General features: G+C 72.3%; 23 protein-coding genes and 1 pseudogene. 12 read left to right on the plus strand and 12 right to left on the minus strand.

The window, feature by feature from the left end:
* The first annotated feature begins 79 nt into the window (after positions 1–79).
* The 3 genes from EJ357_RS45250 (at position 80) to EJ357_RS45260 (ending at position 1933) form a co-directional block, all read left to right on the plus strand.
* Positions 80–859, plus strand: coding sequence for an alpha/beta fold hydrolase (locus EJ357_RS45250; protein ID WP_126398374.1), 780 nt, complete (start codon positions 80–82; stop codon positions 857–859).
* Between the two features lie 80 nt (positions 860–939).
* Positions 940–1302 (plus strand): ArsR/SmtB family transcription factor, encoded by a 363-nt coding sequence (locus tag EJ357_RS45255; protein ID WP_126398376.1) that lies wholly within the window; start codon positions 940–942, stop codon positions 1300–1302.
* On the plus strand, positions 1295–1933 hold the full coding sequence (locus EJ357_RS45260) for an SRPBCC family protein (protein ID WP_126398378.1): 639 nt from the start codon (positions 1295–1297) through the stop codon (positions 1931–1933). Before EJ357_RS45255 ends, EJ357_RS45260 begins: the two co-directional genes overlap by 8 nt.
* Before the next feature lie 349 nt (positions 1934–2282).
* Here EJ357_RS45260 and EJ357_RS45265 read toward each other — a convergent pair whose 3' ends face one another.
* Complete coding sequence (locus EJ357_RS45265) at positions 2283–2999, minus strand: lipoprotein (RefSeq protein ID WP_126398380.1); 717 nt, start codon at positions 2997–2999, stop codon at positions 2283–2285.
* Between the two features lie 104 nt (positions 3000–3103).
* Between EJ357_RS45265 and EJ357_RS45270 the strand changes: the two genes are divergently transcribed.
* Entirely contained in the window at positions 3104–3895 is a 792-nt protein-coding gene (locus tag EJ357_RS45270) for a maleylpyruvate isomerase family mycothiol-dependent enzyme (protein ID WP_126398382.1), read from the plus strand.
* Between the two features lies 1 nt (position 3896).
* On the opposite strand, the gene EJ357_RS45275 is transcribed toward EJ357_RS45270, so the two are convergent.
* Entirely contained in the window at positions 3897–4523 is a 627-nt protein-coding gene (locus EJ357_RS45275) for an NADPH-dependent F420 reductase (RefSeq protein ID WP_126398384.1), read from the minus strand.
* Positions 4524–4756: 233 nt separating this feature from the next.
* Here EJ357_RS45275 and EJ357_RS45280 point away from each other — a divergent pair, with 233 nt between their 5' ends.
* The gene (locus EJ357_RS45280; RefSeq protein ID WP_126398386.1) at positions 4757–5395 is read left to right on the plus strand and encodes a class I SAM-dependent methyltransferase; all 639 of its coding nucleotides are present in this window, start codon (positions 4757–4759) and stop codon (positions 5393–5395) included.
* Between the two features lie 58 nt (positions 5396–5453).
* On the opposite strand, the gene EJ357_RS45285 is transcribed toward EJ357_RS45280, so the two are convergent.
* Entirely contained in the window at positions 5454–7043 is a 1590-nt protein-coding gene (locus EJ357_RS45285; protein WP_126398388.1) for a glycerol-3-phosphate dehydrogenase/oxidase, read from the minus strand.
* Entirely contained in the window at positions 7040–7639 is a 600-nt protein-coding gene (locus tag EJ357_RS45290; protein WP_126398389.1) for a TetR/AcrR family transcriptional regulator, read from the minus strand. The genes EJ357_RS45285 and EJ357_RS45290 overlap by 4 nt, the downstream gene beginning before the upstream one ends.
* Positions 7640–7712: 73 nt before the next feature.
* Between EJ357_RS45290 and EJ357_RS45295 the strand changes: the two genes are divergently transcribed.
* Together EJ357_RS45295 and EJ357_RS45300 are read left to right on the plus strand one after the other, a co-directional pair.
* Positions 7713–9311, plus strand: a complete 1599-nt coding sequence (locus EJ357_RS45295; RefSeq protein ID WP_126398391.1) for an FAD-binding oxidoreductase — start codon at positions 7713–7715, stop codon at positions 9309–9311.
* Between the two features lie 93 nt (positions 9312–9404).
* Positions 9405–10286, plus strand: coding sequence for a YegS/Rv2252/BmrU family lipid kinase (locus EJ357_RS45300; RefSeq protein ID WP_126398393.1), 882 nt, complete (start codon positions 9405–9407; stop codon positions 10284–10286).
* A 131-nt stretch (positions 10287–10417) separates the two neighbouring features.
* Here EJ357_RS45300 and EJ357_RS45305 read toward each other — a convergent pair.
* Positions 10418–10738 (minus strand): annotated as a pseudogene (locus EJ357_RS45305) (helix-turn-helix transcriptional regulator); the annotation flags it as partial.
* Positions 10739–10867: 129 nt separating this feature from the next.
* Between EJ357_RS45305 and EJ357_RS45310 the strand changes: the two are divergent.
* From EJ357_RS45310 to EJ357_RS45320, 3 genes are all read left to right on the plus strand, one after another.
* Positions 10868–11701 (plus strand): anti-sigma factor antagonist, encoded by an 834-nt coding sequence (locus tag EJ357_RS45310; protein ID WP_126398397.1) that lies wholly within the window; start codon positions 10868–10870, stop codon positions 11699–11701.
* A gap of 46 nt (positions 11702–11747) precedes the next feature.
* A complete protein-coding gene (locus tag EJ357_RS45315) occupies positions 11748–12200 on the plus strand; it encodes a flavodoxin family protein (RefSeq protein ID WP_126398399.1) in 453 nt (150 codons plus the stop codon).
* A gap of 130 nt (positions 12201–12330) precedes the next feature.
* Positions 12331–14412 carry a DUF1996 domain-containing protein gene (locus EJ357_RS45320; protein WP_407698452.1) on the plus strand — a complete coding sequence of 694 codons (2082 nt, stop codon included), beginning with the start codon at positions 12331–12333 and terminating at the stop codon, positions 14410–14412.
* A gap of 134 nt (positions 14413–14546) precedes the next feature.
* On the opposite strand, the gene EJ357_RS45325 is transcribed toward EJ357_RS45320, so the two are convergent.
* From EJ357_RS45325 to EJ357_RS45335, 3 genes are all read right to left on the minus strand, one after another.
* A complete protein-coding gene (locus tag EJ357_RS45325; protein WP_126398401.1) occupies positions 14547–15296 on the minus strand; it encodes an SDR family NAD(P)-dependent oxidoreductase in 750 nt (249 codons plus the stop codon).
* A 109-nt stretch (positions 15297–15405) separates the two neighbouring features.
* Entirely contained in the window at positions 15406–16167 is a 762-nt protein-coding gene (locus EJ357_RS45330) for a YqjF family protein (RefSeq protein ID WP_126398403.1), read from the minus strand.
* 48 nt (positions 16168–16215) lie between these two features.
* Positions 16216–16869, minus strand: a complete 654-nt coding sequence (locus EJ357_RS45335) for a TetR/AcrR family transcriptional regulator (protein ID WP_126398405.1) — start codon at positions 16867–16869, stop codon at positions 16216–16218.
* 57 nt (positions 16870–16926) lie between these two features.
* Between EJ357_RS45335 and EJ357_RS45340 the strand changes: the two genes are divergently transcribed.
* Together EJ357_RS45340 and EJ357_RS45345 are read left to right on the plus strand one after the other, a co-directional pair.
* Entirely contained in the window at positions 16927–17613 is a 687-nt protein-coding gene (locus tag EJ357_RS45340; protein ID WP_126398407.1) for a class II aldolase/adducin family protein, read from the plus strand.
* Positions 17610–18539: a carbohydrate kinase family protein gene (locus tag EJ357_RS45345; protein ID WP_126398409.1), complete on the plus strand. Its 930-nt coding sequence runs from the start codon at positions 17610–17612 to the stop codon at positions 18537–18539. The genes EJ357_RS45340 and EJ357_RS45345 overlap by 4 nt, the downstream gene beginning before the upstream one ends.
* A 153-nt stretch (positions 18540–18692) precedes the next feature.
* Here EJ357_RS45345 and EJ357_RS45350 read toward each other — a convergent pair whose 3' ends face one another.
* The 4 genes from EJ357_RS45350 to EJ357_RS45365 are packed head-to-tail and all read right to left on the minus strand — an operon-like array spanning position 18693 to position 23133.
* On the minus strand, positions 18693–19685 hold the full coding sequence (locus EJ357_RS45350; protein WP_126398411.1) for a TAXI family TRAP transporter solute-binding subunit: 993 nt from the start codon (positions 19683–19685) through the stop codon (positions 18693–18695).
* Positions 19682–21100, minus strand: coding sequence for a sensor histidine kinase (locus EJ357_RS45355; RefSeq protein WP_126398413.1), 1419 nt, complete (start codon positions 21098–21100; stop codon positions 19682–19684). Before EJ357_RS45355 ends, EJ357_RS45350 begins: the two co-directional genes overlap by 4 nt.
* A 9-nt stretch (positions 21101–21109) precedes the next feature.
* Positions 21110–21769 carry a response regulator transcription factor gene (locus tag EJ357_RS45360; protein WP_126398415.1) on the minus strand — a complete coding sequence of 220 codons (660 nt, stop codon included), beginning with the start codon at positions 21767–21769 and terminating at the stop codon, positions 21110–21112.
* A 17-nt stretch (positions 21770–21786) separates the two neighbouring features.
* Positions 21787–23133, minus strand: coding sequence for an MFS transporter (locus EJ357_RS45365; RefSeq protein ID WP_126398417.1), 1347 nt, complete (start codon positions 23131–23133; stop codon positions 21787–21789).
* Between the last annotated feature and the right edge of the window lie 76 nt (positions 23134–23209).

The following is a 23209-nucleotide window of genomic DNA, read 5'->3' on the forward strand; positions in this document are numbered from 1 at the left end:
CGGTCGGTAACCAGTCTCGGTGACGAGCACCCGCACCCGAGATCCCGCACCTGAGAACACGCACACCAGGAGGCCACCCATGCCGCAGCTCGAAGTCGACGGCGCAGCGCTGACGTACGACGACGAGGGCCCCCGCGACGGCGAGGGTGTACCCCTGGTGTTCGTCCACGGCTGGACGGCGAACCGGCATCGCTGGGACCACCAGGTGGCCCACTTCGCCGAGCGGCGACGGGTCGTCCGCCTCGACCTGCGCGGGCACGGCGAGAGCGGCGGGGCGGGGGTGCGCACGATCGACGCCCTGGCGAAGGACGTCCTCGCCCTCCTCGACCATCTGAAGATCGAGCGGTTCGTGATCATCGGCCACTCCATGGGCGGGATGATCGCCCAGACCATCGCCCTGTCCCACCCGGAGCGGGTCGAGCGTCTGGTGCTGGTGAACTCCATCGGCAGGATGGCCTACAACCGGGGCCGCGCCCTGCTCATGGCCGCCTCGACGCTCGCCCCGTTCAAGCTGTTCGTCGCCGCCAACATCCAGCGCGCCTTCGCCCCCGGCCATCCGCGCGAGGAGATCCGGGAGTACATCCGCGCCTCGGCCGACACGCCCCGGGAGGTCGTCATGACGCTCTACGGCGCCATGCGTGCCTTCGACGTGCTGGACAGGGTCGCCGAGATCCAGGCGCCGACCCTGATGGTGCACGGCTACCACGACATCCAGCTGCCCGTCTCCCAGATGCTGCGGATGGCCAAGGCCTACCCGGACGCGGTGATCCGTATCGTCGACGCCGGCCATGAACTCCCGGTGGAGAAGCCGGCCGAACTGACGACGGCACTCGACCGGTTCCTCACCGGCCGCGACTAGCGGGCCGGTGTCTCGCTCGGGCCCAGGCCCGACCCTGGGCCTTATTTAAGTGTTGCCTTATATAAGCGACAGCTGGCATAGTGGGATCCGTGCACGCCTTCGATGTGCTGGGTGATCCGGTCAGACGCCGGATATTGGAGCTGCTTGCGGTCGGCGAGCAGGCATCGGGCGACATAAGTGCCGTGATCCAGGACGAGTTCGGGATCTCCCAACCCGCCGTGTCGCAACACCTCCGGGTGCTGCGCGAGAGCGGTTTCGCGTCCGTGCGGGCGGAGGGCACCCGGCGGCTGTACGCCGTCGACGCCGCTCCGCTGCGGGAGGTGGACGCATGGCTGGAGAGATTCCGCGGCTTCTGGGAGCAGCGGCTCGACGCCCTTGGAACGGAACTCGCGCGAGGCAGGCGCGAGCGCAGACTGGGAAAGGAAGCGAGCGGGGATGAGTGAGATCGTCGACGAGCTGAACCGCCTGCACCGGCAGGTCGGTGTACGGCGGGTCGAGTCGGGCGAGGCCCGAACGGTGCTGTTGCGGCGTACGTACGACGCGGAGATCGCCGACGTGTGGGACGCGGTGACGTCGCCGGAGCGGATCGGCCGCTGGTTCCTGCCGGTGAGCGGGGAGTTCAAGGTCGGCGGGCGGTACCAGCTGGAGGGTCAGGCCGGCGGGGAGATCCTGACGTGCGACGAGCCGACGCGGCTGCGGGTCAGCTGGCTGATGGGGCCTGACCCGGGGTTCAGCGAGGTCGAGCTGCGGCTCACGCCGGAGGGTGACGAGCGGACGGTGTTCGAGCTGGAGCACGTGGCCGTGTTTCCGCCCGAGTTCTGGGACCGGTTCGGGCCGGGCGCCGTGGGTGTCGGCTGGGACGGGGCGTTGCTGGGCCTGCGTATGCACCTCGCCGGTGGCGGGATGAGCAGGCAGGAGGCCGAGGCCTGGCAGATCTCGGAGGAAGGCAAGGCGTTCAACACGCGGTCGGGCGAGCTGTGGGGAGAGGCCTACGCCGCCTCGGGGGCCGATGAGGGGGTCGTGGCGGCCACGACCGCGGCGACGGTCGCGTTCTACACCGGAGCCGAGTCGTAGGTGGTTCGCGGAACGGTCGTTGAGCGGCTCGACACTTTCGAGCCGCTCGATGCTTTCCAGGGTCTTCTTGAGCCAACTCGAAGTGATGGGTGCCGCACTCGCTCTCGGCATGGCGGGCCTGCTCGCCGCGACCGCCGAGAAGGGCCGCTACGTCGGCGCCGCGGTCGCGGCCAACCCCTCGGCGAAGCCCCGTACGGCACCCGTTTCCGCGGGGAGTTCCGCGATCAGTGACTGGACCACCACCGTCACCGTGACAGCCCGGCTCCTGCACGGCATCCTGACCGACCCCGGGGAGGTGTCCGGCGCAGCGCGATCCCCCGCACGCGTCGGACACACTGCCACCGACTGCTCAGCTGATGCGCAGGGTCCGCTTGGCGAGTTCGTACGCCGGCAGCATCTCCCGGTGCTCCTCGGTGTCCATGCCGCCGAGGTGGATGACGACCGGGCCCTTCTTGGTGGTGACGGCCAGGGCGGCCTCCTCCTTCGTCTCCTCCAGCAGCTTGCTCGTGAAGAGGTACTTCACCTCGACACCGGAGAGTCCGCCCGCCTCGAATTCGCTGTACTTGGCCTTGCTCGTGTTGTCCTCGGCCGCCAGGAAGGCCTCCAGCACCGCACGCGGGTCGTCCATGCCCGGCTTTCCCGTCCAGACGCGGAGGAAGCCGATGTTCCCCGCCGGCTTGGCGTCGACCTCGCACGCCGCCGCGACCGGACCCTGGTACAGGATCGCGTCGGCGATCGCCTCGGCCAGCTCGGACTCCTCGGGGTCGGCGGAGGCGTCGGCACCGTCGGCCACCTTCTCCTTGGCCGCCCCGGCGTCGATCGCCTCCGCCTCCCAGTCCTCGGCGATGTCGAACGTGACCGGCAGCTCACAGGCCGAACCGGCGGGACCGAGCTTGCCGCCGCTCTTCACCGCCGTACCGCTCTCACTCTCCGCGTCGGCCGCCGCCGAAGCGCCGGCCGCCGGTTTCGTGTCGTCCTCGCCCGCCCCCGAACAGCCCGTCAGCACCCCGGCCAGCAAAGCCGCCTGAGCCAGCCGTCTGCGTAGCCGCCCCGCCCCTACCAGCATCGTGATCTCTCCCCACCCGAACTTGCTTCCTGATCTTGCTCAATCGCACACATTATCGGAGAGTGCGGACACGGCGGACCTCTGTGCTGCGGCATCATGAGGCGATGACCTCGCTGACCTTCGACCGCTACTGCGACGAGATCGTCACCCAGACCGAACGGCTCACCGGCCACGTCCGGGGCGCGGACATGACGGCGCCGGTGCTCTCCTGCCCCGGCTGGAACCTCGGCCAACTGCTGCGGCACGTGGGCGGCGACCACCGCTGGGCCGAGGAGATCGTACGGACCCGGGCCACCGGCCCGATCCCCGACGACCTGGTGAACGACCTCTCCGCGTACACCGGCGAGGACGAGGCGTTCCTGATCCCCTGGCTCGCCGAGGGCGCCGCGCGCCTCAGCGCCGCCCTGCGCACCGCCGGTCCCGAGGCGCAGGCCTGGAACCCCTCCGAAGAGCGGCCTGCGCCGGTGGAGTTCTGGGCGCGGCGCATGACGTACGAGACCGTCGTGCACCGCGCCGACGCGGCCCGGGCGGCCGGGGCCGAGTTCGTGCTGGACGCCGACCTGGCCGTCGACGCGGTCGAGGAATGGCTGGAGTACTCGACCTCCCCCGAGGCGTTCGAGCCCGGGCCGGACCTGCCCGACCTGCTCGGCCCCGACCGTACGCTCCACTTCGACGCGACCGACGCCGGATCATGGCTGGTCGACCTCACGGGCAAGCGGCCCGTCTGGCGCGCCGGGGCCGACCACGCCACGGTGACCGCACGCGGCCCCGTGGCCGACCTGCTCCTGTTCTTCTACAAGCGGCCCGCGCCCGCCGTCGAGACCCGGGGCGACACGGCGCTGCTCGACCTCTGGCGGACCCGCGCCGGCTTCTGGCTGGAGGCGCCGGACGAGTGACCTAGTCGGCGGCGCGGGTGACCACGTTGATGTTGAACGCGTGGGCGCCCAGACCGCCCGCGATCCCCATGAAGAGAAACGCGAAGTGCTCCTGTCCGCGCGCCGTGGTGATGCCGCCGATGTCCAACTGGGACGACGGCGGCCAGCCGAGGTCGGCGAGCAGCCGGCCGGTGGTCAGCTTGGCCTCGGCGTCGTCACCGGAGAGGAAGACGGTGCTCGGACCGTCGAGAGCGTCCGGGGCGATCATCACCGTGGAGTCCATGGTGCACAGCGTCTTGACGACGGGGGTCAGGGGAAAGGCCTCCTGAATCTGTTCTCCCAGGCTGCTGTTGGGGTGCGAGAGCTCGGTGAAGTCGGCGGAGAGGCTGATACCGACGTCGATCAGTACAGTGCCGGCCAGCGCCGCTGCCCCGATGGAGCGCAGCAACTCCACGGACACGTCCCCCGGGGTCGCGTTGACCAGCACCTCCGCATGGACCGCCGTCTCGCTCAGGCCTGCCACGGGGAGACCGAGGTCCGCCCGCTCCTTGGGGTCACGTGAACCGAGGAGCACATCGTGTCCCGCGGCGCTCCAGCCATGGGCGAGTGCTCGTGCGACGTTGCCGGTGCCGAGAATTCCTATACGCATGCCGCGACGCTAACCGCGGCCGACGCGCCCCCGGATCGGACCACGGGCCCAGGGGGGCCGGCTCCAAGGTCGTAGTCCTCTGGTCGCTGAGCCTGTCGGTCCCTTGCCGAAACGGCAACAACCTTTGCCCCCTTCCGAGGCGTCCCGCAGGCTTTTCCCGACGGACGGGACGCGCATCCTTCGCCCGGCCCAGTCCCTCCACACCACGACACCCGCGCACCCCAGGAGGCACCATGCCAGAGACCCCCGCCCTGACGGCAGCCGAGTTCTGGGAGGCCCGCTACCGGGACGGCGGCCCGCTGTGGAGCGGCCGTCCCAACGCCCTGCTCGTCCGCGAGGCCGGTGACCTCCGGCCGGGCAGCGCGCTCGACCTCGGATGCGGCGAAGGCGCCGACGCGGTGTGGCTCGCCTCGCGCGGCTGGCGCGTCACCGGCGTCGACATCTCGCACACGGCACTGGAACGCGCCGCCGTGCACGCCGCCGAGGCCGGCGTGAGCGACCGTACGGTCTGGGAACGGCACGTGCTGGGGGAGACGTTCCCCGAAGGCTCCTTCGACCTGGTGAACGCTCAGTTTCTGCAGTCGCCGGTCCCCTTGGACCGGCAATGGATTCTGCGCCGGGCCGCGGGCGCGGTCGCCCCCGGCGGCACTCTGCTGATCGTCATGCACGCCTGCTGGCCGTCCTGGCAGACGGAGCCGCCCTTCGACGCGCACTTCCCGACACAGCGAGGCGTCCTCGACGAACTCGCGCTCCCCGAGGACGACTGGACCGTGGAGACACTGGACACGGTGCGCAGGCAGAGCGTGTCACCCGACGGCGTGGAGGGCTTCCGGGCCGACCATGTGTGGCGGATCAGGCGCACGGACGCCTGACGCACGCCGCAGCCTCACACCCCACGCCGCGGCCCCGTACACCTCACCCAGCGGCCTCCTACGCCTCACCCACCTGCGCCGACACCTCGCCCAGCACCCCGCGTGCGGCGTCCATCGCCGCGGCACGGTCGGCGGGCACCAGCCCGATGCGGGTACGCCGGTCCAGCAGGTCGGCCTCGTCCAGGGCCCCCTCGTGGCGTACGGCCCACAGCAGTTCGGCGCCGGTGACGGGATGACCCGGCAGCACGGGTTCGCCCAGCCGGGGATCCTGCGCACCGAGCGCCTGGACGGCAGCCGCCTCGGTGCCGTAGCGCTGGACCAGGCGACGTGGGGCTCGGACAGCGCCGAGGGTGTCGGGCGACGCGGCGCCGACCAGGGGCAGGGAGGCGGTGGGGGAGGAGCCGGCGGGGAGCCGGCGGGCGGCGACGGCGGCGTCGACGGCGTCCTCGGCCATCCGCCGGTAGGTGGTGAGCTTGCCGCCGACCACCGTGATCACGCCCTCCGACGAGGTGAGGACCGCGTGCCGGCGCGAGATGTCGGCGGTCCGTGGCTCCGCGCCCGACTGTGCCGCCGGTGCGGTGTCGAGCAGCGGACGCAGTCCCGCGAACGCGCCGACCACGTCGTCGCGTCGGACCGGCACGTCCAGGACGGAACCGAGGACGTCGAGGAGGAAGCCGATGTCCGTCTCGGGCACTTCCGGGATGTCGGGGATGTCGCCCTCGACGGGCTCGTCGGTGAGGCCGACGTAGACGCGGCCGTCGCCCTGGGGCAGGACGAGGACGAAGCGGTTCGTCTCCCCGGGCACCGGGACGTGCAGCCCCGCGGGCAGCGGACCGAGGTGGTCGGAGCGCAGGACGAGGTGGGTGCCGCGTGAGGGACGGATCCGGATGCCGTCCACCAGAGCGCCCGCCCAGACGCCGGACGCGTTGATCACGGCCCGGGCCCTGATCTCGCCCTCCTCGCCGGTGACTTCGTCACGTATCACGGCACCGGACGCGGTGAGCCGCAGCGCTTTCACCCGGGTCAGGATCCGCGCACCGTGGGCGGCCGCCGTGCGGGCGATCGCGGTCACCAGACGGGCGTCGTCGGTGAGCCGGCCGTCCCAGGACAGCAGGCCGCCGCGCAGGCCCTGGGTGCGCAGGGCGGGGGCGAGGTGCCGGGTCTCCACGGTGGAGAGCCGACGCGGGGCCGGCAGGGTGGCGCGGGCCGTGCGGGCGGCGAGGCGCAGGCTGTCTCCGGCCCGGAATCCGGCCCAGGCCAGCGCGGACTGACCACGGGAGACCAACGGCGTCAGAGGCAGCACGAAGGGCTGGGCCCGCACCAGATGCGGTGCCGTGCGCTCCATCAGCACCCCGCGCTCCACGGCGCTCTCATGGGCCACGTCGAGCTGCGCCGAGGCGAGATAGCGCAGCCCGCCGTGGATGAGCTTGCTGCTGAAGCGGGAGGTGCCGAAAGCCAGGTCGTGGGCGTCGATCGCGGCCACCGTCAGGCCGCGGGAGGTGGCGTCCAGGGCGGCCCCGGCGCCGGTCGCGCCCAGGCCGACGACCAGGACGTCCACGGCCGCACCGCCGACGGTCTCGGCCAGTTCACGCGAGCGCCGGGCGGCGTTGAGCGATGATCCCGGAGCCGGGGGAGGGGTGGGGCTCATGGCGTCAGGGTCCTCTCCAGGATGCTGCGCAGTTCCGCGAGGAAGGCCTCGCTGTTCAGGTCGGGGTCGTCCTCGTCGGTCATGGTGCGCAGGGACAGCGTGAAGGACTGGACGATCAACAGCACGGCGCGCGCCTGCCGTTCGGCATGGCCGGTGCGCACCGAGCCGTCGGCGTGGCCCTCCCGCAGGGCGTCGGCCAGCAGTGCGATGAGGGCTTCCTGGCTCGCGCCGCGGCGGTCGAGGACGTAGGGGAGGAGCAGTTCCGGATCGACGTCGACGATCTTCTGGAAGAGCGGGTGGGCGCGGAAGGCCTCGACCCCGGCCACCAGCCCGTCGACGATCAGGGCGCGGGTGTCCGTCCCGGGCCGCCGCTCGGGCATGGCCCCGGTGGCCACCGCGACCCACTCCCGGGTCATCAGGTCCCCCACCAGCGAGCGCACATCGGGCCAGCGCCGGTACAGCGTCATCCGGGAGACGCCCGCGCGGCGGGCCACGTCGGTCAGCGTCGTACGGCGGACACCGACGGCCAGGACACAGTCGCGCACCGCGTCGAGCACCGCGTCGCCGTCCGAGTGGTTGTGACGAATAGGCGTCATGTGTAACAGTGTAACGCCTGCGAGGCCGTCCGGAACACGGCATCGCCCGAATCGACCGGTGAGGACGACCGCCATGGACATGTTGTGGAGCGGCTGGGGCGACCCGGCCAAGGCGGCGCCGCTGCCCGAGACCGTGACGGGGTTGCTGCGCGATCTGCTCGGCGTCAAGCCGCGGACCGCCGGGACGGTCGCCCTCGAGGACATCGCCGTACCCGAGCCGGGGCTCGAACCCGCCGTGCGCCAGGCACTGTTCGGTGCCGTGGGCGGTGAGGAGCACGTCCGCTTCGACGCGGAGGCCCGCATCCGCCACACGCGCGGCAAGTCCACTCCCGACCTGCTGCGGATGCGCGAAGGCGACGTCGACGACATCCCCGCGGCCGTCGTACTCCCCGCCGACCACGACGACGTGCTCGCCGTCCTGCGCGCATGCGCCGAACACGGCCTGCCCGTGGTCCCGTTCGGCGGCGGCACCTCCGTCGTCGGCGGCCTTGCCCCCGCCCGACGGGGCCCCTTCGTCGCCCTGGACCTGCGCCGCATGGACCAGCTGCTCGACCTCGACCCCGTCTCCCGCACCGCCACCCTGCAACCGGGTCTGCGCGCCCCGCAGGCCGAGGCGCTGCTGGCCGAACACGGCTTCACCCTCGGCCACTTCCCCCAGTCCTACGAGTGGGCGACCATCGGCGGATTCGCCGCCGCCCGCTCCAGCGGCCAGGCCTCCGCCGGCTACGGCCGCTTCGACGAGATGGTGCTGGGCCTGACCCTGGCCACCCCCGAGGGCGTCATCGACACCGGGCGCGCACCGCGCTCGGCGGCCGGCCCCGACCTCCGCCAGCTCCTCCTCGGCTCGGAAGGCGCCTTCGGCGTCATCACGTCCGTCACGGTACGGATCCGCCCCGTTCCCCGGACCCGTGTGTACGAGGGCTGGCGCTTCCCCTCCTTCGACGAGGGCGCCGCAGCCCTGCGCCGCCTCGCCCAGGACGGGCCGCGCCCGACGGTGCTGCGCCTGTCCGACGAGACCGAGACGCTGATCGGCCTCGCCCAGCCCGACGCGATCGGCGCCGCCGTCGCCGGGCAGCAGCCCACGGGATGCATGGCCATCACCGGCTACGAGGGCACCGACGAGGACACCGCGCACCGCCGGGAGCAGGCCGCCGCCGTGCTGCGCGAGTGCGGCGGGACGCCGCTGGGCGAGGAGCCGGGACAGCGCTGGGCGCACGGCCGCTACTCGGCGCCGTACCTGCGGGACTCCCTGCTGGACGCCGGGGCGTTCGCGGAGACACTGGAGACGGCGACCTTCTGGTCACGCGTCCCCGAGCTGTACGCGTCCGTCCGTGAGGCCCTCACCACCACGCTCACCGAGTCCGGCACCCCGCCCCTGATCATGTGTCACATCTCCCACGTCTACGAGAACGGCGCCTCGCTGTACTTCACCGTCGTCTCCGCCCAGGGCGACGACCCGGTGACGCACTGGGAGAAGGCCAAGCGCGCCGCCAACGAGGCGATCCTCGCCGCGGGCGGCACCATCAGCCACCATCACGGCGTGGGCACCGACCACCGGGACTGGTACGTGCGCGAGGCGGGCCCCCTGGGCATCGAGGCGCTGCGCGCGGTGAAGCGCAGGCTGGACCCGGCGGGCCTGCTCAACCCGGGCGTCCTGCTGCCCCTCGACTGACCCCGCATCCACACGCACGACTCCCTCCCGCCCTCTCCACCCACCCCGCTCCGCCTCCGGCAGTACCCTGCCGTCGGCCCGAAAGGCACATCGATGCGACAGTTCACCGCCATCGTCAACCCCACGGCCGGCGGATCCGCCTCAGCGGCCGCGCTGCTGCAGGTGGCCCGGCAGCTGCGGGAGGCCGGGGCCGGCCTGGAGACCGAGTACAGCCGCAGCCTGGACCACGCCCGGGAACTCGCCCGGGACGCCGGGCGGCGGGGCAGGGTGGTGCTCGCTGTCGGTGGCGACGGCATCGCCGGCGGCATCGGCGGAGCGCTCAGCGGCACCGACGCCCTGCTCGGCCTCGTGCCGGCCGGGCGCGGCAACGACTTCGCCCGGGCGCTGAACCTGCCCGCCGACCCGACGGCACTCGCCCAGGTGCTGCTCCACCACGAGCCCCGCAACGTCGACACCATCGAGGTCGAGTCGGCCGTCCACCACCGCACCGTGGTCCTCGGCAGCGTGTACGCGGGTGTCGACGCACTCGCCAACCGGCACGCCAACAACGCCACCCTGCTGCGCGGCGCGGCCTCCTACTACGCCGGCGGACTGCGCGCCGTCACCACCTGGCGCGCGGCGCGCTACCGGGTCACCGTCGACGGCGTGGACCACCCGCACACCGGCTACACGGTCGTCGCCGCCAACTCCGGCTACTACGGCTCCGGCCGCCTCATCGCCCCCGAGGCCCGCGTGGACGACGGCCTGCTGGACGTGGTGATGATCCGCGAGGCGCCGCGCCGGCTGTTCTTCGCCCTGATGAACGACCTCAAGACCGGCGCCCACGTCCACCGCCCCCAGGTGAGCATCCTGCGGGGCAGGGAGATCCGTATCGAGGCCGACCGCGAGGTGCCCTACGGCGCGGACGGCGAGGTCGAGGCGACCCTTCCGGTCACGGTCAGGGTCCTGCCGGGAGCGCTGCGCGTGCTGTGCTGAGCCTTTGGTCAGGGGTGTTGAGCCCCTGGCCGGGTTGCTGAGCCCCTGGCCAGGGGGGTCACGTCCGCGACTGCGCCCGGCGGCCGCTCATCGCCGTCCACCGGCGTGCGCCGGCGTGCGGCCCTCAGCTGATCGGAGGCCGCACTGCGGTCCGCCTCGTCCTGGACGAGCAGCGAGAGCAGCGCGGCGACCGGCAGTCCGGCCTCGGCGGGGTGGCGCAGCACCTTGTCGGGCTCGATCTGGTAGGTGTTGGTGCGCCCCTCGCGGACGTGCGACAGATAGCCGTCCCGCTCCAGATCGGAAATGATCTTCTGGACGGCCCGCTCGGTGAGTCGGCAGTGCGCCGCGATCTGCCGAATGCGGACGTTCGGATTGTCGGCGATGGTCGCCAGTACGCGCGCGTGGTTGGTCAGGAATGTCCATCCGGTGTGCGGCTCAGGGACTCCGTCCATGCACCAAGACTACGACTCTGTGTTCACGTATACAAAAACACGCACTGCGTTTCATGTATCTATTGACGTGTCCTGTCGTTCCGGTTCAGTCTAGTAGCGAGACGGGGAGCAGCTGAGGGAGAGGCGGTCATGCCGGAGCTCGCGTCCTCTGGGCACCCCCCTTGCGGGGGCGCCGCCGATCGTGCGGACATCGCAGGCGCACCGGCGGCGGGTGCGCCGCGGCCACTCGTCACACACCTTCGTCCCGAGGGCGACCGGGTCACGGTGAAGGTCCGCGGGGAACTCGACCTCGACACCAGCGAGCAGCTCCGCGGCGTTCTGCGCCAGGCCCTGAGCAGCTCGGTCCGCGGCATCGACCTGGACCTCGAGGACGTCTCCTTCTGCGACTGCTCCGCACTCAACGTCCTGCTCGCCCTGCGCAACCGGGCGCTGGAACAGGCCAAGACGGTCGCCATCCACTCCACGAGCAGCGTGGTCGATCGCCTGCTTGCCCTGTCCGGCACGCGGACGCTGTTCGCCCGCTCGGAAGCGGAGGACAGGCACGACACGGCGGATGGTCCGGACACCGATCGGCAGGACATGGCGGACCGGCATGAAGCGGCGGATGGGCACGGCCACGACACGCAAGCGCGCGAAGCTGCGGACCACGACCTGCGGATCGAAGTCGCCCAGCTGCGGCGGGCCATGCAGACCCGGCCGACCATCGACCTGGCCCGGGGCATCCTGATGGCCTCGTTCAGCCTGACCTCCGAGGAGGCCTGGACGGTCCTCGTCGCGGCCTCCCAGAACACCAACACCAAACTGCACTCGCTGGCCGGAGACCTGGTCACCGCGGTCAAGGGCGACGCGCTGCCCGAAGAGCTCCAGGAGCAGCTGTCGGCCGCCGTGGCCAGGGTCAACTCCTCCGCGGGAGCAACGGGAGGCGGGACGGACGACCCGGACCCCGCCCCGGCCGCCAACTGAACCGCCCCGGTTGCGTCGATCGGCGGCGCGGCGGCAGGGTTCGGGTGTGCCTACCTTGCTGATCGTGCATCACACCCCCTCGCCCAACTGCCAGGCCATGCTCGAAGCGGTGATCTCCGGTGCCACGGCGCCGGAGATCGAGAACGTCGAAGTCGTACGGCGAGCCGCCCTGTCGGCCACCGCGACCGACGTGCTCGACGCCGACGCCTACCTGCTGGGCACTCCGGCGAACCTCGGCTACATCTCCGGGGCCCTCAAGCATTTCTTCGACCAGGTCTACTACCCGTGCCTGGACGAGACCCGCGGCCGGCCCTTCGGCTACTACGTGCACGGCGGCAGCGACGTCACGGGGGCGGTCCGGGCCATCGACGCCATCACGACCGGTCTCGCCTGGCGACGCGCCGCGCAGCCCGTGACGGTGACCGGCGAGCCCGGCCGGACGGACACCGAGGCCTGCTGGGAACTGGGTGCCACGCTTGCCGCCGGGCTCATGAACTGACCCTCGTCGAGGCCTCGTTGTAAGAGATTTCTGTGAATTCCCGAGGCGGTTGAACACGACGCGGCGCGTCTCCGTATTAGGCCAGGGGATTTTCATGCCCTGACCGATCACGAGGCGTAGGAGTACTTCCTTGGGACGCAGCACGCGAAGACGCCCCACGGGCGCACGGCGCGCGACCTTTGCAGCGGTCGCGCTGATGTTGGGCGGCGGCGGCCTGGTTGCGGGCAACGTCTATGCCTCGGCCACCGAGGACGGCGAAGCGGAACAGGCCCGCACGCTGTCCTCCCCGGCAGGCACGATCGACTGCCCGGACGTCGGCAGCAAGCTGACGGCCGTGCCGGACGGGGCGAAGGAGGACGTCGCCAAGGAACTCGCCCTCCTGGACCAGCAGATCGCCGACGCCTACCAGCGCCTGAAGGAGTCGGCCCAGGCCGTCCAGCAGGACGCGGCCTTCGCCGACAGCGCGATCATGAATCCGCTGAAGGACAAGCGCACGGCGACGATCGAACGCATCGCCATCGCCATCGAGGGCTTCGGGGACCGGCCGCAGGGTCTGGAGTCCCTCGCCCCCTGCACGCTGCGCGCGGCCGACAGCGGCGACGGCGACCAGGGCGACGCCGGCCAGAACGAGGGCGGCGACAACCAGGCGGGCGAGGACCAGGGCGACCAACAGCCCGACAACGGCGGCCAGACCGGTGAGGGTGGCCAGGCCGGCAACGGTGGCCAGGCCGGCAACGGCCCGGTCGCCGCGGACTTCGTGGACATCAAGGCCGTGCAGCCGAACGTGTCCGCCCCGGCCGTCCAGAAGGGCGCCTCCCGCGGCACCTTCGCCACCAGCTGCGGTGTGAACGAGAACGGACTGTTCAACTCGGACAACGTGATCGTGGCCCCCGGCGTCTCCAACGGCGCCCACCACTTCCACGACTACGTCGGCAACCAGGCCAACAACGCCTTCGCGAGCGACGAGGACCTGGCGGGCGCCGAGACCACCTGTGTCGACCAGGGCGACAGGTCGTCGTACTTCTGGCCCGTCCTGCGCCTGCAGAACGGCACCCAGGAGAAGGACGCGGGCTCGCCCGGCGGCGGCATCGAGGGCAACGCCGGTGAGATCGTCACGCCCAAGGCCGTGACGATGACCTTCGTGGGCAACCCGCGGGGCAAGGTCACCGAGATGCCGCGACTGCTGCGCATCATCACCGGTGACGCCAAGGCGTTCGTCAACGGCACCGCCAACGCCAACGCCTCCTGGAGCTGCACCGGCTTCGAGGACCGGCAGCTGAAGGACAAGTACCCGCTGTGCCCGCAGGGCAGTGACGTGGTGCGCACGTTCAAGTTCCAGAGCTGCTGGGACGGCCAGAACATCGACAGCGCCAACCACCGCACGCACGTGGCGTTCGCCGCGGCCGACGGCACCTGCTCGAACGGCTTCCAGGCCATCCCGCAGCTCGTGCAGCGGATCGTCTACGACGTCGACGCGCCGAGCCTGCAGGACGGCGGCAGGACGACCCCGCTGTTCGCGGTGGACTCCTTCCCCGAGCAGCTGCACAAGCCGGTGACCGACCACGGCGACTTCATCAACGTCTTCGACGAGGACCTGATGGGCGAGATGGTCGACTGCATCAACGCGGGCCGCACCTGCGGTGCCGGAGCCGACGAGGGCGGTGACCCGGGCCAGGAGGAGCCGACCGAGGAGCCGACGCAGGCGCCCACCACTCCGCCGGCCGGTGACGACAAGCCGGAGCCGGGCGACGGAGGGGACGAGCAGACGGACCCGCCGGCGAACGACGACCCCGCCACCGAGGCCCCGGCCACCGAGGCGCCCGAGACCGAGGCCCCGGCGACCGAGAACCCCGCCACTGAGGCTCCCTCGAACGACGACCCCGGTGACGACCCCGCGGCCGACGACCCGGCGAACGACGACGAGCCCACCGTGTCGAGCACGGTCGCGCCCAAGTCGTCCGGCACCCCGTCGGCCGCCGCGGGCGACGACCAGGCGCAGGGCGGCTCCGGTGACGACGAGAACGCGGGAGGGGCCGCGGCGCAGACGCAGCCCGCCGACGAAGCCACCGAGGACAGTCTGGGCACGAAGCCGCAGGCGGTCGGGGGCAACCTGGCCGAGACGGGCACCACGCTGTGGCCGGCCGCGGCCGGCGCCGTCCTCCTCATGGGCGGCCTCCTGGTGCTGATCCGCGCCAGGCGCAGCGCCCGATGAGGGTGACGACGCAGGGCAGCGGCGCGTAGGCGCCGACGCTCCACAGGGCCCGGACCGGTCGACCCGGTCCGGGCCCTGTCGCGTCCAGCGTCGCGGCACGGCGTCGAGGTTCTGCCGAAGGGCGTCGCCGCGCACTAGTCCACGATGGCTCCGCAGGAGATGTTCACGTCCGTCGCGGTGAGGGTGCGGGCCCGGTCGGAGGCGACGAAGGCGGCCACGTCGCCGACGTCCGCGAGGGTCGCGGTCCGGCCGAGCTGGGTCGCGTCGACCAGGCTGCCGACGATGGCCTCGGCACCGGGGAACCCCGTGGGCAGGGATTCCGGCACGCCGCCGGACTTGAGGGTCACGACGCGGATGCCCTGCGGGCCCAGCTCGATCGCCCACTGGCGGCGCAACCCCTCCAGGGCGTCCAGCGCGATCTTGAAGCCGCCGAGGCCGGGCAGGGTCTGGGTCCCACCGCCGCCGAAGGCGAGGATCACCCCCGTGCCGCGTGCGGTCATGTGGCGGGCCGCCGCCCGGGTCGTCAGGAACTGCGACCGCATCGCCGTCACGATGGGCCGGAGGAAGTCCGCCTCCGAGATCTCCATCAGTGGTTTCTGCACGTCTCCGTAGCCGATGGCGTTGAACGAGACGTCGATCCGCCCCGCACGCGCGGCGACGCCGTCGACGAAGGCGTCCACCGCCGCCTCGTCCTGCGCGTCGACCATGGCGGTCTCGGCGTCCGCGCCCGCGGCACGGATGTCCTCGGCGAGCTTGTCGAGCGGCGCGGCGGTCCGCCCGGCGAGGAAGACCTTCGCCCCCTCCCGGGCGAAAGCGCGCGCGGCCGCCCCTCCGATGGCGCCTCCCGCGCCGTACACCAGCGCGACCTTGTCCCTGAGCAACATGACCGATCTCCGTTCTGACGACCGCCGACCGGCTGGCCGCATGGTGCGGCCCCGGCCCTCTCATCCGATACGTCGGCGCCGGCCTCCGGAATTCGACACGCGGCGCGGATCAGGGCGTGGGGATGCCCGCGGGGCGCGCCGGACGGCCGAGACGGACCGGGACGCCGGGGGAATACAGCACGCTGACCGGGGCGCTGCTCGGGGCCGGCAGTCCGGCCGCCGTGATCAGGTTCTCCTCGCAGGTGATCAGCTCGGCGCGGTACAGCGGCCATCGCGGGTGGTGGTTGGGCAGGTACGCCAGCGGCTCGGGCCCGCCGAAGAAGGCGTTGTGCATGCCCCAGCGAGCGGTGAGGAAGTGCTCCAACTCGGTGGGTTCCTCGATGAGTTCACCCGTCCGTACGGCGATGCGGCTGTACGCGCCGCGCGGGCCGGGCCAGCGCCGGGAGCTGGTGTAGGTGACGGTGTCGCCGTCGGCGCGCACGGTCATCCGGGACCACAGGTAGGGCAGCCGGAAGCCGACGCGCCCCATGACGACCGGGATCAGCCGGGCGGCGTCCATCGACCGGAACACGACGCCGCGCCGCCCGTGCGCGTCCACGGAGTACAGCCGCACGTTGGTCTCCGGGAAGGTCCCGAGATACGGCACGCCGGGCAGCCGCAGCCAGCCGACCCGATGCATCCGGAAGGCGACGAGTCCGACGTACGTGACCCCGTCGTGCGTGTCCGCAACGGTCCCACTGGGCAACAGCCCCGCCACGACGTCCGGTTCGACGGCCCAGTGGATGAAGGCGAGGTCGAGCCACTCCTGGGTGAGGAGTGGGGTTCGTATGCGGTCGGGCGCGTCCGGGGTGACAGGCGTGGGATTCGGCACCGCGCCAGCATGGCAGAGCCGCAGTCCGCCGCAGCGCGAAGCCCGGCGTCACGGTCGACGGGCGGCGACATCGGTGAGGTACCCGCGCAGCATGAGCCGGGCCTCGTCGAGGAGTCCCGGATCGCCCTCGGGGGCACGGCGGAACGCCTCCTGGGCGAGGGCGTCGGCCGCGAGGACCGCGGCGTGGCAGGCCCGGCCGAGCATCTCGTCGTCGCGGACCGTGCCGAGTGCGAGGAGGACGCGCCGGACGCCGTCCGCCATCCGGCGTTTGTGCTCGCGGTCCGCCGCACGGGTCTGCTCGGTGAGGCTGCTGCCGAACCACAACGCCCGGAAGCCGTGTTCGGTGCGGTAGATGGCGGCGTACGCGTCGATGAGCACGCCGACGGGGTCGTCCCACTGCTCGGCGGCGGCCGCGCGGACCAGGTCGTCCATGGCGGCCTCGAGCCGGGCCAGGTAACCGGCCGCCAGGGCGTCGATGATGGCGTCGCGGTCGGGCAGGTACTGGTACAGCGAGCCGACCGAGACCTTCGCCTCCGCCGCGACGCGGGTCGTGGTCAGCGCCTGGACCCCTTCGGCGACCAGGACACGCTCGGCGGCCTGAAGGACCCGGGCCAACCGCGCCTTGCTGCGCGCCTGCTGAGGAGTACGGCGCAGGGGAACGGGCCAGCTGCCGCCGCTCCCGGGAGAGGCCGGATCGCCCATGCACAGCCTCCGAACCTGAACGTGACATTGTTTCAGGTTTATGTTACCGTCGCGGACATGACCGACTCAAGCTCGGTGCTGGGCCAGGAGCGCACCGCGGTGGCCGCGGCGTGTCGCCGCCTGGGGGCCGAGGGGCTGCTCATCGGCACGGCCGGCAACGTCAGCGCGCGGGTGGGGGACCGGGTAGCGATCACGGCGACCGGCGCGGTGCTCGCCGAACTGACCGACGACCAGGTGACCGTGGTCGACCTCGACGGAAACGTGGTGGCAGGGGCGCTCGAGCCCACCTCGGAACTCGACCTGCACCTGGGCGTCTACCGCCGCTACGGCACCGGCGCGGTCGTCCACACCCACGCCCCGATGGCGACCGCACTGTCCTGCGTGCTCGATGAACTCCCTTGTATCCACTACCAGTTGCTCGCGCTGGGCGGCTCGGTGCGCGTGGCACCGTACGCCACGTTCGGCACCCCGGAACTCGCCGAGTCGGTCCTCACGGCACTGGAGGGCCGCGGTGCCGCGCTGATGGCCAGCCACGGCGCCCTCACCCACGCTCCGACACTGGACAAGGCGGTCGAGCACGCGCTGCTGCTGGAGTGGGCGTGCGGCGTCTACCGGCACGCGGCCGCACTCGGTACGCCCCGAGTCCTGGACGAACACCAGCAACTCGCGGTGATCGAGGCCGCGATCGCCCGGAACTACGGCACCACCCACCCCGTACCGCCTGTGCAGGAGGGAAACCGATGAACGTCGTCACGATGGGCGTGCATGTGCTGGACGTGCTGGTACGGCCGGTGGAGGCGATACCCGAGGGCCAGGGCGCGACGCTGGTGGAGGACATCAGGATGACCGCCGCCGGGACAGCCGGCGGGACGGCACTGACCCTCGCCAAGCTCGGCGCATCCGTACGCAGCGCCGGCGCCATCGGCTCCGACCCCACCGGGGACATGCTGGTCCAACTCCTCGGCGCGGCCGGCATCGACACCCGCCACCTCGTCCGCCGCACGGACACCCCCACCTCCGCGAGCGTCCTGCCCATCCGCCCCAACGGCGACCGCCCGTCGCTGCACCTCCTCGGCGCCAACATCACCTACGGCCCCGACGACGTGCCCTGGGACGCCATTGCCGAGGCGACCCACCTCCACCTCGGCGGCCCCGAACTCATCGGCGTCGACACCGCCACACGCATCCTGTCGCATGCCAAGGAGCACGGTGTGGCCACCTCGGTGGACCTGCTCGCACCCGGCGTACTCGGCAGCTTCGACCAGATCGCGTCCGCGCTGCCGTACATCGACCACATGCTGCCCAACGAGGACCAGGTCCTCGGTTTCACCGGCGAGGAGGACCTGCTCGCCGGAGCGCACAAGCTCCTCGACGCCGGAGCCGGACTGGTCGCGGTCACCCGGGGCGGGGACGGCGCGCTGCTCGTGACCCCCGAGGGCACCGAGCAGGTCCCGGCCTTCGCGATCGACGTGGTGGACACCACGGGCTGCGGCGACGCGTTCTCGGCCGGCTTCGTGCGCGGCATGGGCCTGGGCCGCACACCGTACGACTCCGCCGTCCTCGGCTGCGCGGCCGCGGCGCTGGTGGCCCAGGGCCTCGGCAGCGATCACGGAGACTTCGACCTCGCGGCGGCCGACGCCTTCGCCGCGACGCACAAGCCCCGCTCGTGACCGGATGCCCGTGGCGGGAGCGGCTGCCGCCGACCTAGGCGCAAACAGGGGAGGACCTGTACAGCCACGAGCCATCTGCAATCGCGGGCCCGTCCGGAGGGCTGACGGGCCCGGACTCACCCGTGCACCCGGACCCAACCGTGCGCCCAGGGCTCATCCGTGCAGCTCGCGGTAGGCGACGACCGCCCCGGGATGCAGGGGCACGACGCCGGTGGAGATCAGGCTGCGGGCGTCGAGGAACTGGGTGCCGAGGGCGGTGGTGGGGACGAGGTGGGTGGCTCGGCGTACCAGGACGTCGGTGAGGGCGGCTGCGACGGGGGCGGGCAGGTCGGGGCGGCACAGGAGGAGGTTGGCCACGCCGATGGTGGTCACCTCGGGAGCGCCGCGGTATGCCCCGGCCGGGACGGTCACCGCTTCGAGACCGGACCCGGAGTCGCCTGTGTCGGTGCGCAGGCGGGGGAGCAGCCCGGCCAGTGGCAGGAGGCGGATTCCGGGGCGGGTGTCGAGGCCGGAGAGCGTCGGCAGCGGTATGCCGCCCGACACGAGCAGGGCGTCGATCGCGCCGCCCCGCATCGCCTGTGCGGCCTGGGGCAGCAGCAGGTGGCGGACACGGACGTCGGCGCCCGGGGTCAGGCCCGCGGCGCGCAGCAGGCGGTCGCCGAGGACGGCACCGCCGGATGCGGGCGCGCCCAGCGAGACGGTGCGCCCCGCCAGGTCGGCGACGGTGCGGATCGGCGTGTCGGCGCGCACGGCCAGCTGAAGGTAGTTCTCGTAGACCCGGCCGATCGCACGCAGTGGGACCGGGCGCCCGAACGGTGCCGAGCCGCCGTAGGCGGCCCACGCGATGTCGGCCAGCGCCAGCGCGACCTCGGCCCGGCCCTCCTGCAGCAGCCGTATGTTGGCCACGGAGGCCTCGCTGTTGATCACCTCGCAGGAGAGCCGGGGGTAGGCCGCCTTCACCTGGTCGGCGAGCAGTTGGCCGAAGGCCGCGTAGAAGTTGCCGGACTCGCCGGTCGCGATGCGCAGCCTGCCCTGCGGGCCACGGTCGGCGTGCCGTGCGTCGGCCGCCCCGGCGGCCGCGATGAGTCCCGTGCACGCCGCTCCGAGGGCCGCGCGCAGGGCGGTGCGACGGGTCGGGACGGTCATCGCGTGCCGCCTTTCGGAGCCGGCGTCCCGTGCTCGGCGCGCGGGAGTACGACCCTGACCAGCAGGCCGTGCGGCTCGGCCGACGTGAGCTCGATGTGCCCGCCACGGCCGGCCACGAGCTGCTCGGCGATCGCCAGTCCGAGGCCGCTGCCGCGTACGTCGCGGTGGCGTTCCGAGCGCCAGAAGCGGGTCCCCGCCCGGGGGAGCTCGGCCGCGGGGAGGCCCGGGCCGTCGTCCCGTACCTCGAACACCGCGTCCGGGCCTTCGGCGTAGCAGCGCGTCTCGACGTGGGTGCCTTCTCCGGCGTACTTGATCGCGTTGTCGAAAAGGATGTCGGCCACCTGGGCCAGTTCGCCCTCCGTGCAGGTCATGAGGACGGCGGGGCCCGGGGCGCACTCCAGATGGACGCCGGCCTGTTCGGCCACCGGCCGCCACAGCTGGGCCTGGGCCGCGGCGACCGCCGTCGCGTCGCAGCGGGCCGCCCGCTCGTCCGTGACGGCCAGCTCCCCGGCGCGGTGTTCGGCGTTCGCGAGGGTGAGCAGGTCGTCGAGGAGGTGCTCCATGCGTTCGAGTTCGGCGGTCACGCCCGTGTACGTGCGGGTGGCGGCGGCGGGCAGGCGGGGCTGGAGCGAGTCGATGCGCAGGCGCAGCGCGGCGAGCGGGTTGCGCAGCTGGTGCGAGGTGTCGGCGACCAGGCGGCGCTGCTGTTCCAGCGCGGTGCTCACCGCGTCGGCCATGCGATTGAAGCCGGTGGCCAGCTGGCGCAGCTCGGGCGGGCCGCCGGCCCGGGCGTGCTCGGCGGGCAGCCCCGCGGCGAGCGCGCCGACCGCGCGGTCCAGGTGGTGCAGAGGGCGTACCACCCAGCGCGTCGCGGCCCGGGCGAGCAGCACGCACGCCACGGCGAACAGGCCCGCACCGGCCAGGACGAGCGCCCAGCGCAGGGCGATGTCGTCGGCGGCGTCGCGCACCGAGGCACGCAGCACCACCGCGCCGGACACCCGGGTGCCGGTGCCCACGGGGCGGGCGAGCAGCTTCTCGCCGCGCGACCAGGGGCGCAGTGTGCCCCCGGGCGAGACGGGCTGGTTGCGCAGCGCCGCGTCGACGAGGCGGGCGACCTCCGGGTCGGCGGCGCGCATGCCGCCGGACTGCACCACCGGGGCGCGGCGGGCGTCGACGACCACGACGGCCTCGCCGTACAGCTCGGTGTACCGGGTGGTCTCGGCGGTCAGTGCGCCGGTGTCGCCGCTCTCGGCGGCCTGGTCGGCCAGTCCGGCGAAGCGGTCGAGGTCGGCGGTGCGGGCCGCGACGAGCTGTTCGGTGCGCTGGGTGGCGGTGACGCCGAGCAGCGGGACGGCGAAACCGGCCACCGCGAGTACGGCGAAGGCCAGGACGACGGTCAGTACCCGGGTACGCATGGGCCCGGTTCAGTCGCCGAACCGGTAGCCGAAGCCCCGGATGGTGGTCAGCACCTCGGGCCGGCCGAGTTTGGCCCGAAGCTGGGTGAGATGGACGTCGAGCGAGCGGGACACCGCCAGATAGGCGTCGCCCCACACCTCGTCCATCAGCTGCTGGCGGCTGACCGCCGTACCCGCGCGGGCCGCCAGCGCGGCGAGCACCGCGAACTCCTTCGTGGTCAGCCGCACCTCGGCACCGCCCACCGTCACCCTGCGCGCGTCGAGATCGACCTCGACGTCACCGGCGAGGACCGTACGCGGTGCCGGTGCGGCGGGTGGCGCGGCGCGCCGGGTCACCGCGTCGATGCGGGCCAGCAGCTCGGCGAGCCGTACCGGCTTGACGAGGTAGTCGTCGGCGCCCAGCCGCAGGCCGCGCACCACCGACCGCTCGTCGCCCCGCGCGGTCAGGACCACCACCGGAAGGCCGCTGACCGCCCGCAGCTTGCGCAGCACCTCCAGGCCGTCGAGGTCGGGCAGCCCGAGGTCGAGCAGCAGCAGGTCGGCCTGGCGGTGGCGGGTGAGGACCTCCTCGCCGCGCCGCACCCGGGTGGGCAGATGACCGTGCTCGTACAGGACCTCGGTCAGCGCACCCGCCACCCCGTCGTCGTCCTCGGCCAGCAGCACGCGCACGGTCGCCACCCTCCCACTCAGGCCTTTGCCTCGCTCTCCAGCGGCGATCCGTCCGACGTCTCGCGCATCCGAATGTAGACGAGCAGCGAGATCAGGACACAGGCGGTGACGTAGTAGAAGTACCAGCTCTCGTGCCCGGCGTTCTTGAACCACAGGGCGACGTACTCGGCGGTCCCGCCGAACAGGGCCACGGTCAGCGCGTACGGCAGACCGACGCCCAGAGCCCGGATCGAGGTCGGGAACAGCTCCGCCTTCACCACCGCGCTGATCGACGTGTACAGGGAGCTGACCGCCAGCGGCCCGACCATGAGCAGGAACGCGTACACGGGGTCGCTGGTGCGCGACAGCAGGGTGAGCGACGGCACCACGACCACGGCGCCCAGCGCACCGAACGCGATCAGCATCGGCCGCCGCCCCACCCGGTCCGACAGCAGCCCCATCACCGGCTGCAGCAGCACGAACACCAGCAGCGCGAAGAAGTTGATCCAGGCAGCCGTCGGCTTGGCGATGCCGCTGGTGTTGACCATGAACTTCTGCAGATACGTGGTGTACGTGTAGAAGAACAGCGTGCCGCCCATGGTCAGCCCCACGACGACCATGCACTGCCGCGGGTAGGACAGCAGCATCCGCAGACTGCCGCGCGCCGGCCCGTCGCCCGCGCCCTTCTCGCCCTCTTCGGCCGCCGCGCGCTCGTAGCTCTCCGACTCGTCCATGCCGCGCCGCAGCCACAGCACGACGATGGCGCCCGCGGCGCCGACGACGAACGCGACCCGCCAGCCCCACGCCTCCATCTGGGAGGCGCTGAGCACCTGCTGCAGGACGATCTGCAGGCCGAGCGCCGTCAGCTGCCCGGCGATGAGCGTGACGTACTGGAAACTGGAGTAGTAGCCGCGCCGGCCGGGCGAGGCCACCTCCGACATGTATGTCGCCGAGGTCGAGTACTCACCTCCGACGGACACGCCCTGCAGCAGCCGCGCGGCCACAAGTAGCACCGGCGCGGCGACCCCGATCGCGCCGTACGACGGCGTCAGCGCCACGATCAGCGAACCGGCCGCCATGAGCGTCACCGACAGCGTCAGCGCCGAACGCCGCCCACGCCGGTCGGCGTACCGCCCCAGCACCCAGCCGCCGATCGGCCGCATCAGGAAGCCGACGGCGAACACCGCGGCGGTGTTGAGCAGTTGGGCCGTCTGGTCGCCGGACGGAAAGAACGCGGCGGCGAAGTACACGCTGAACGCGGTGTACGCGTACCAGTCGTACCACTCGATCAGGTTGCCGATCGATCCGCGGACGATATTGCTGACGACCCTGCGCTCGCCGCGGCGCGTGTCCTGCGCGCCTGGTGCCGTGGTCTGTGTGGCCATCGAAAACTCCCTTGTCTGAGGCCCGGGAGCACACAGATTCGATGGCACGACAGGGCCGTTCAACAGCGCGAACCAA

The organism is Streptomyces cyaneochromogenes, assembly GCF_003963535.1.
Taxonomy (GTDB): Bacteria; Actinomycetota; Actinomycetes; order Streptomycetales; family Streptomycetaceae; genus Streptomyces; species Streptomyces shaanxiensis.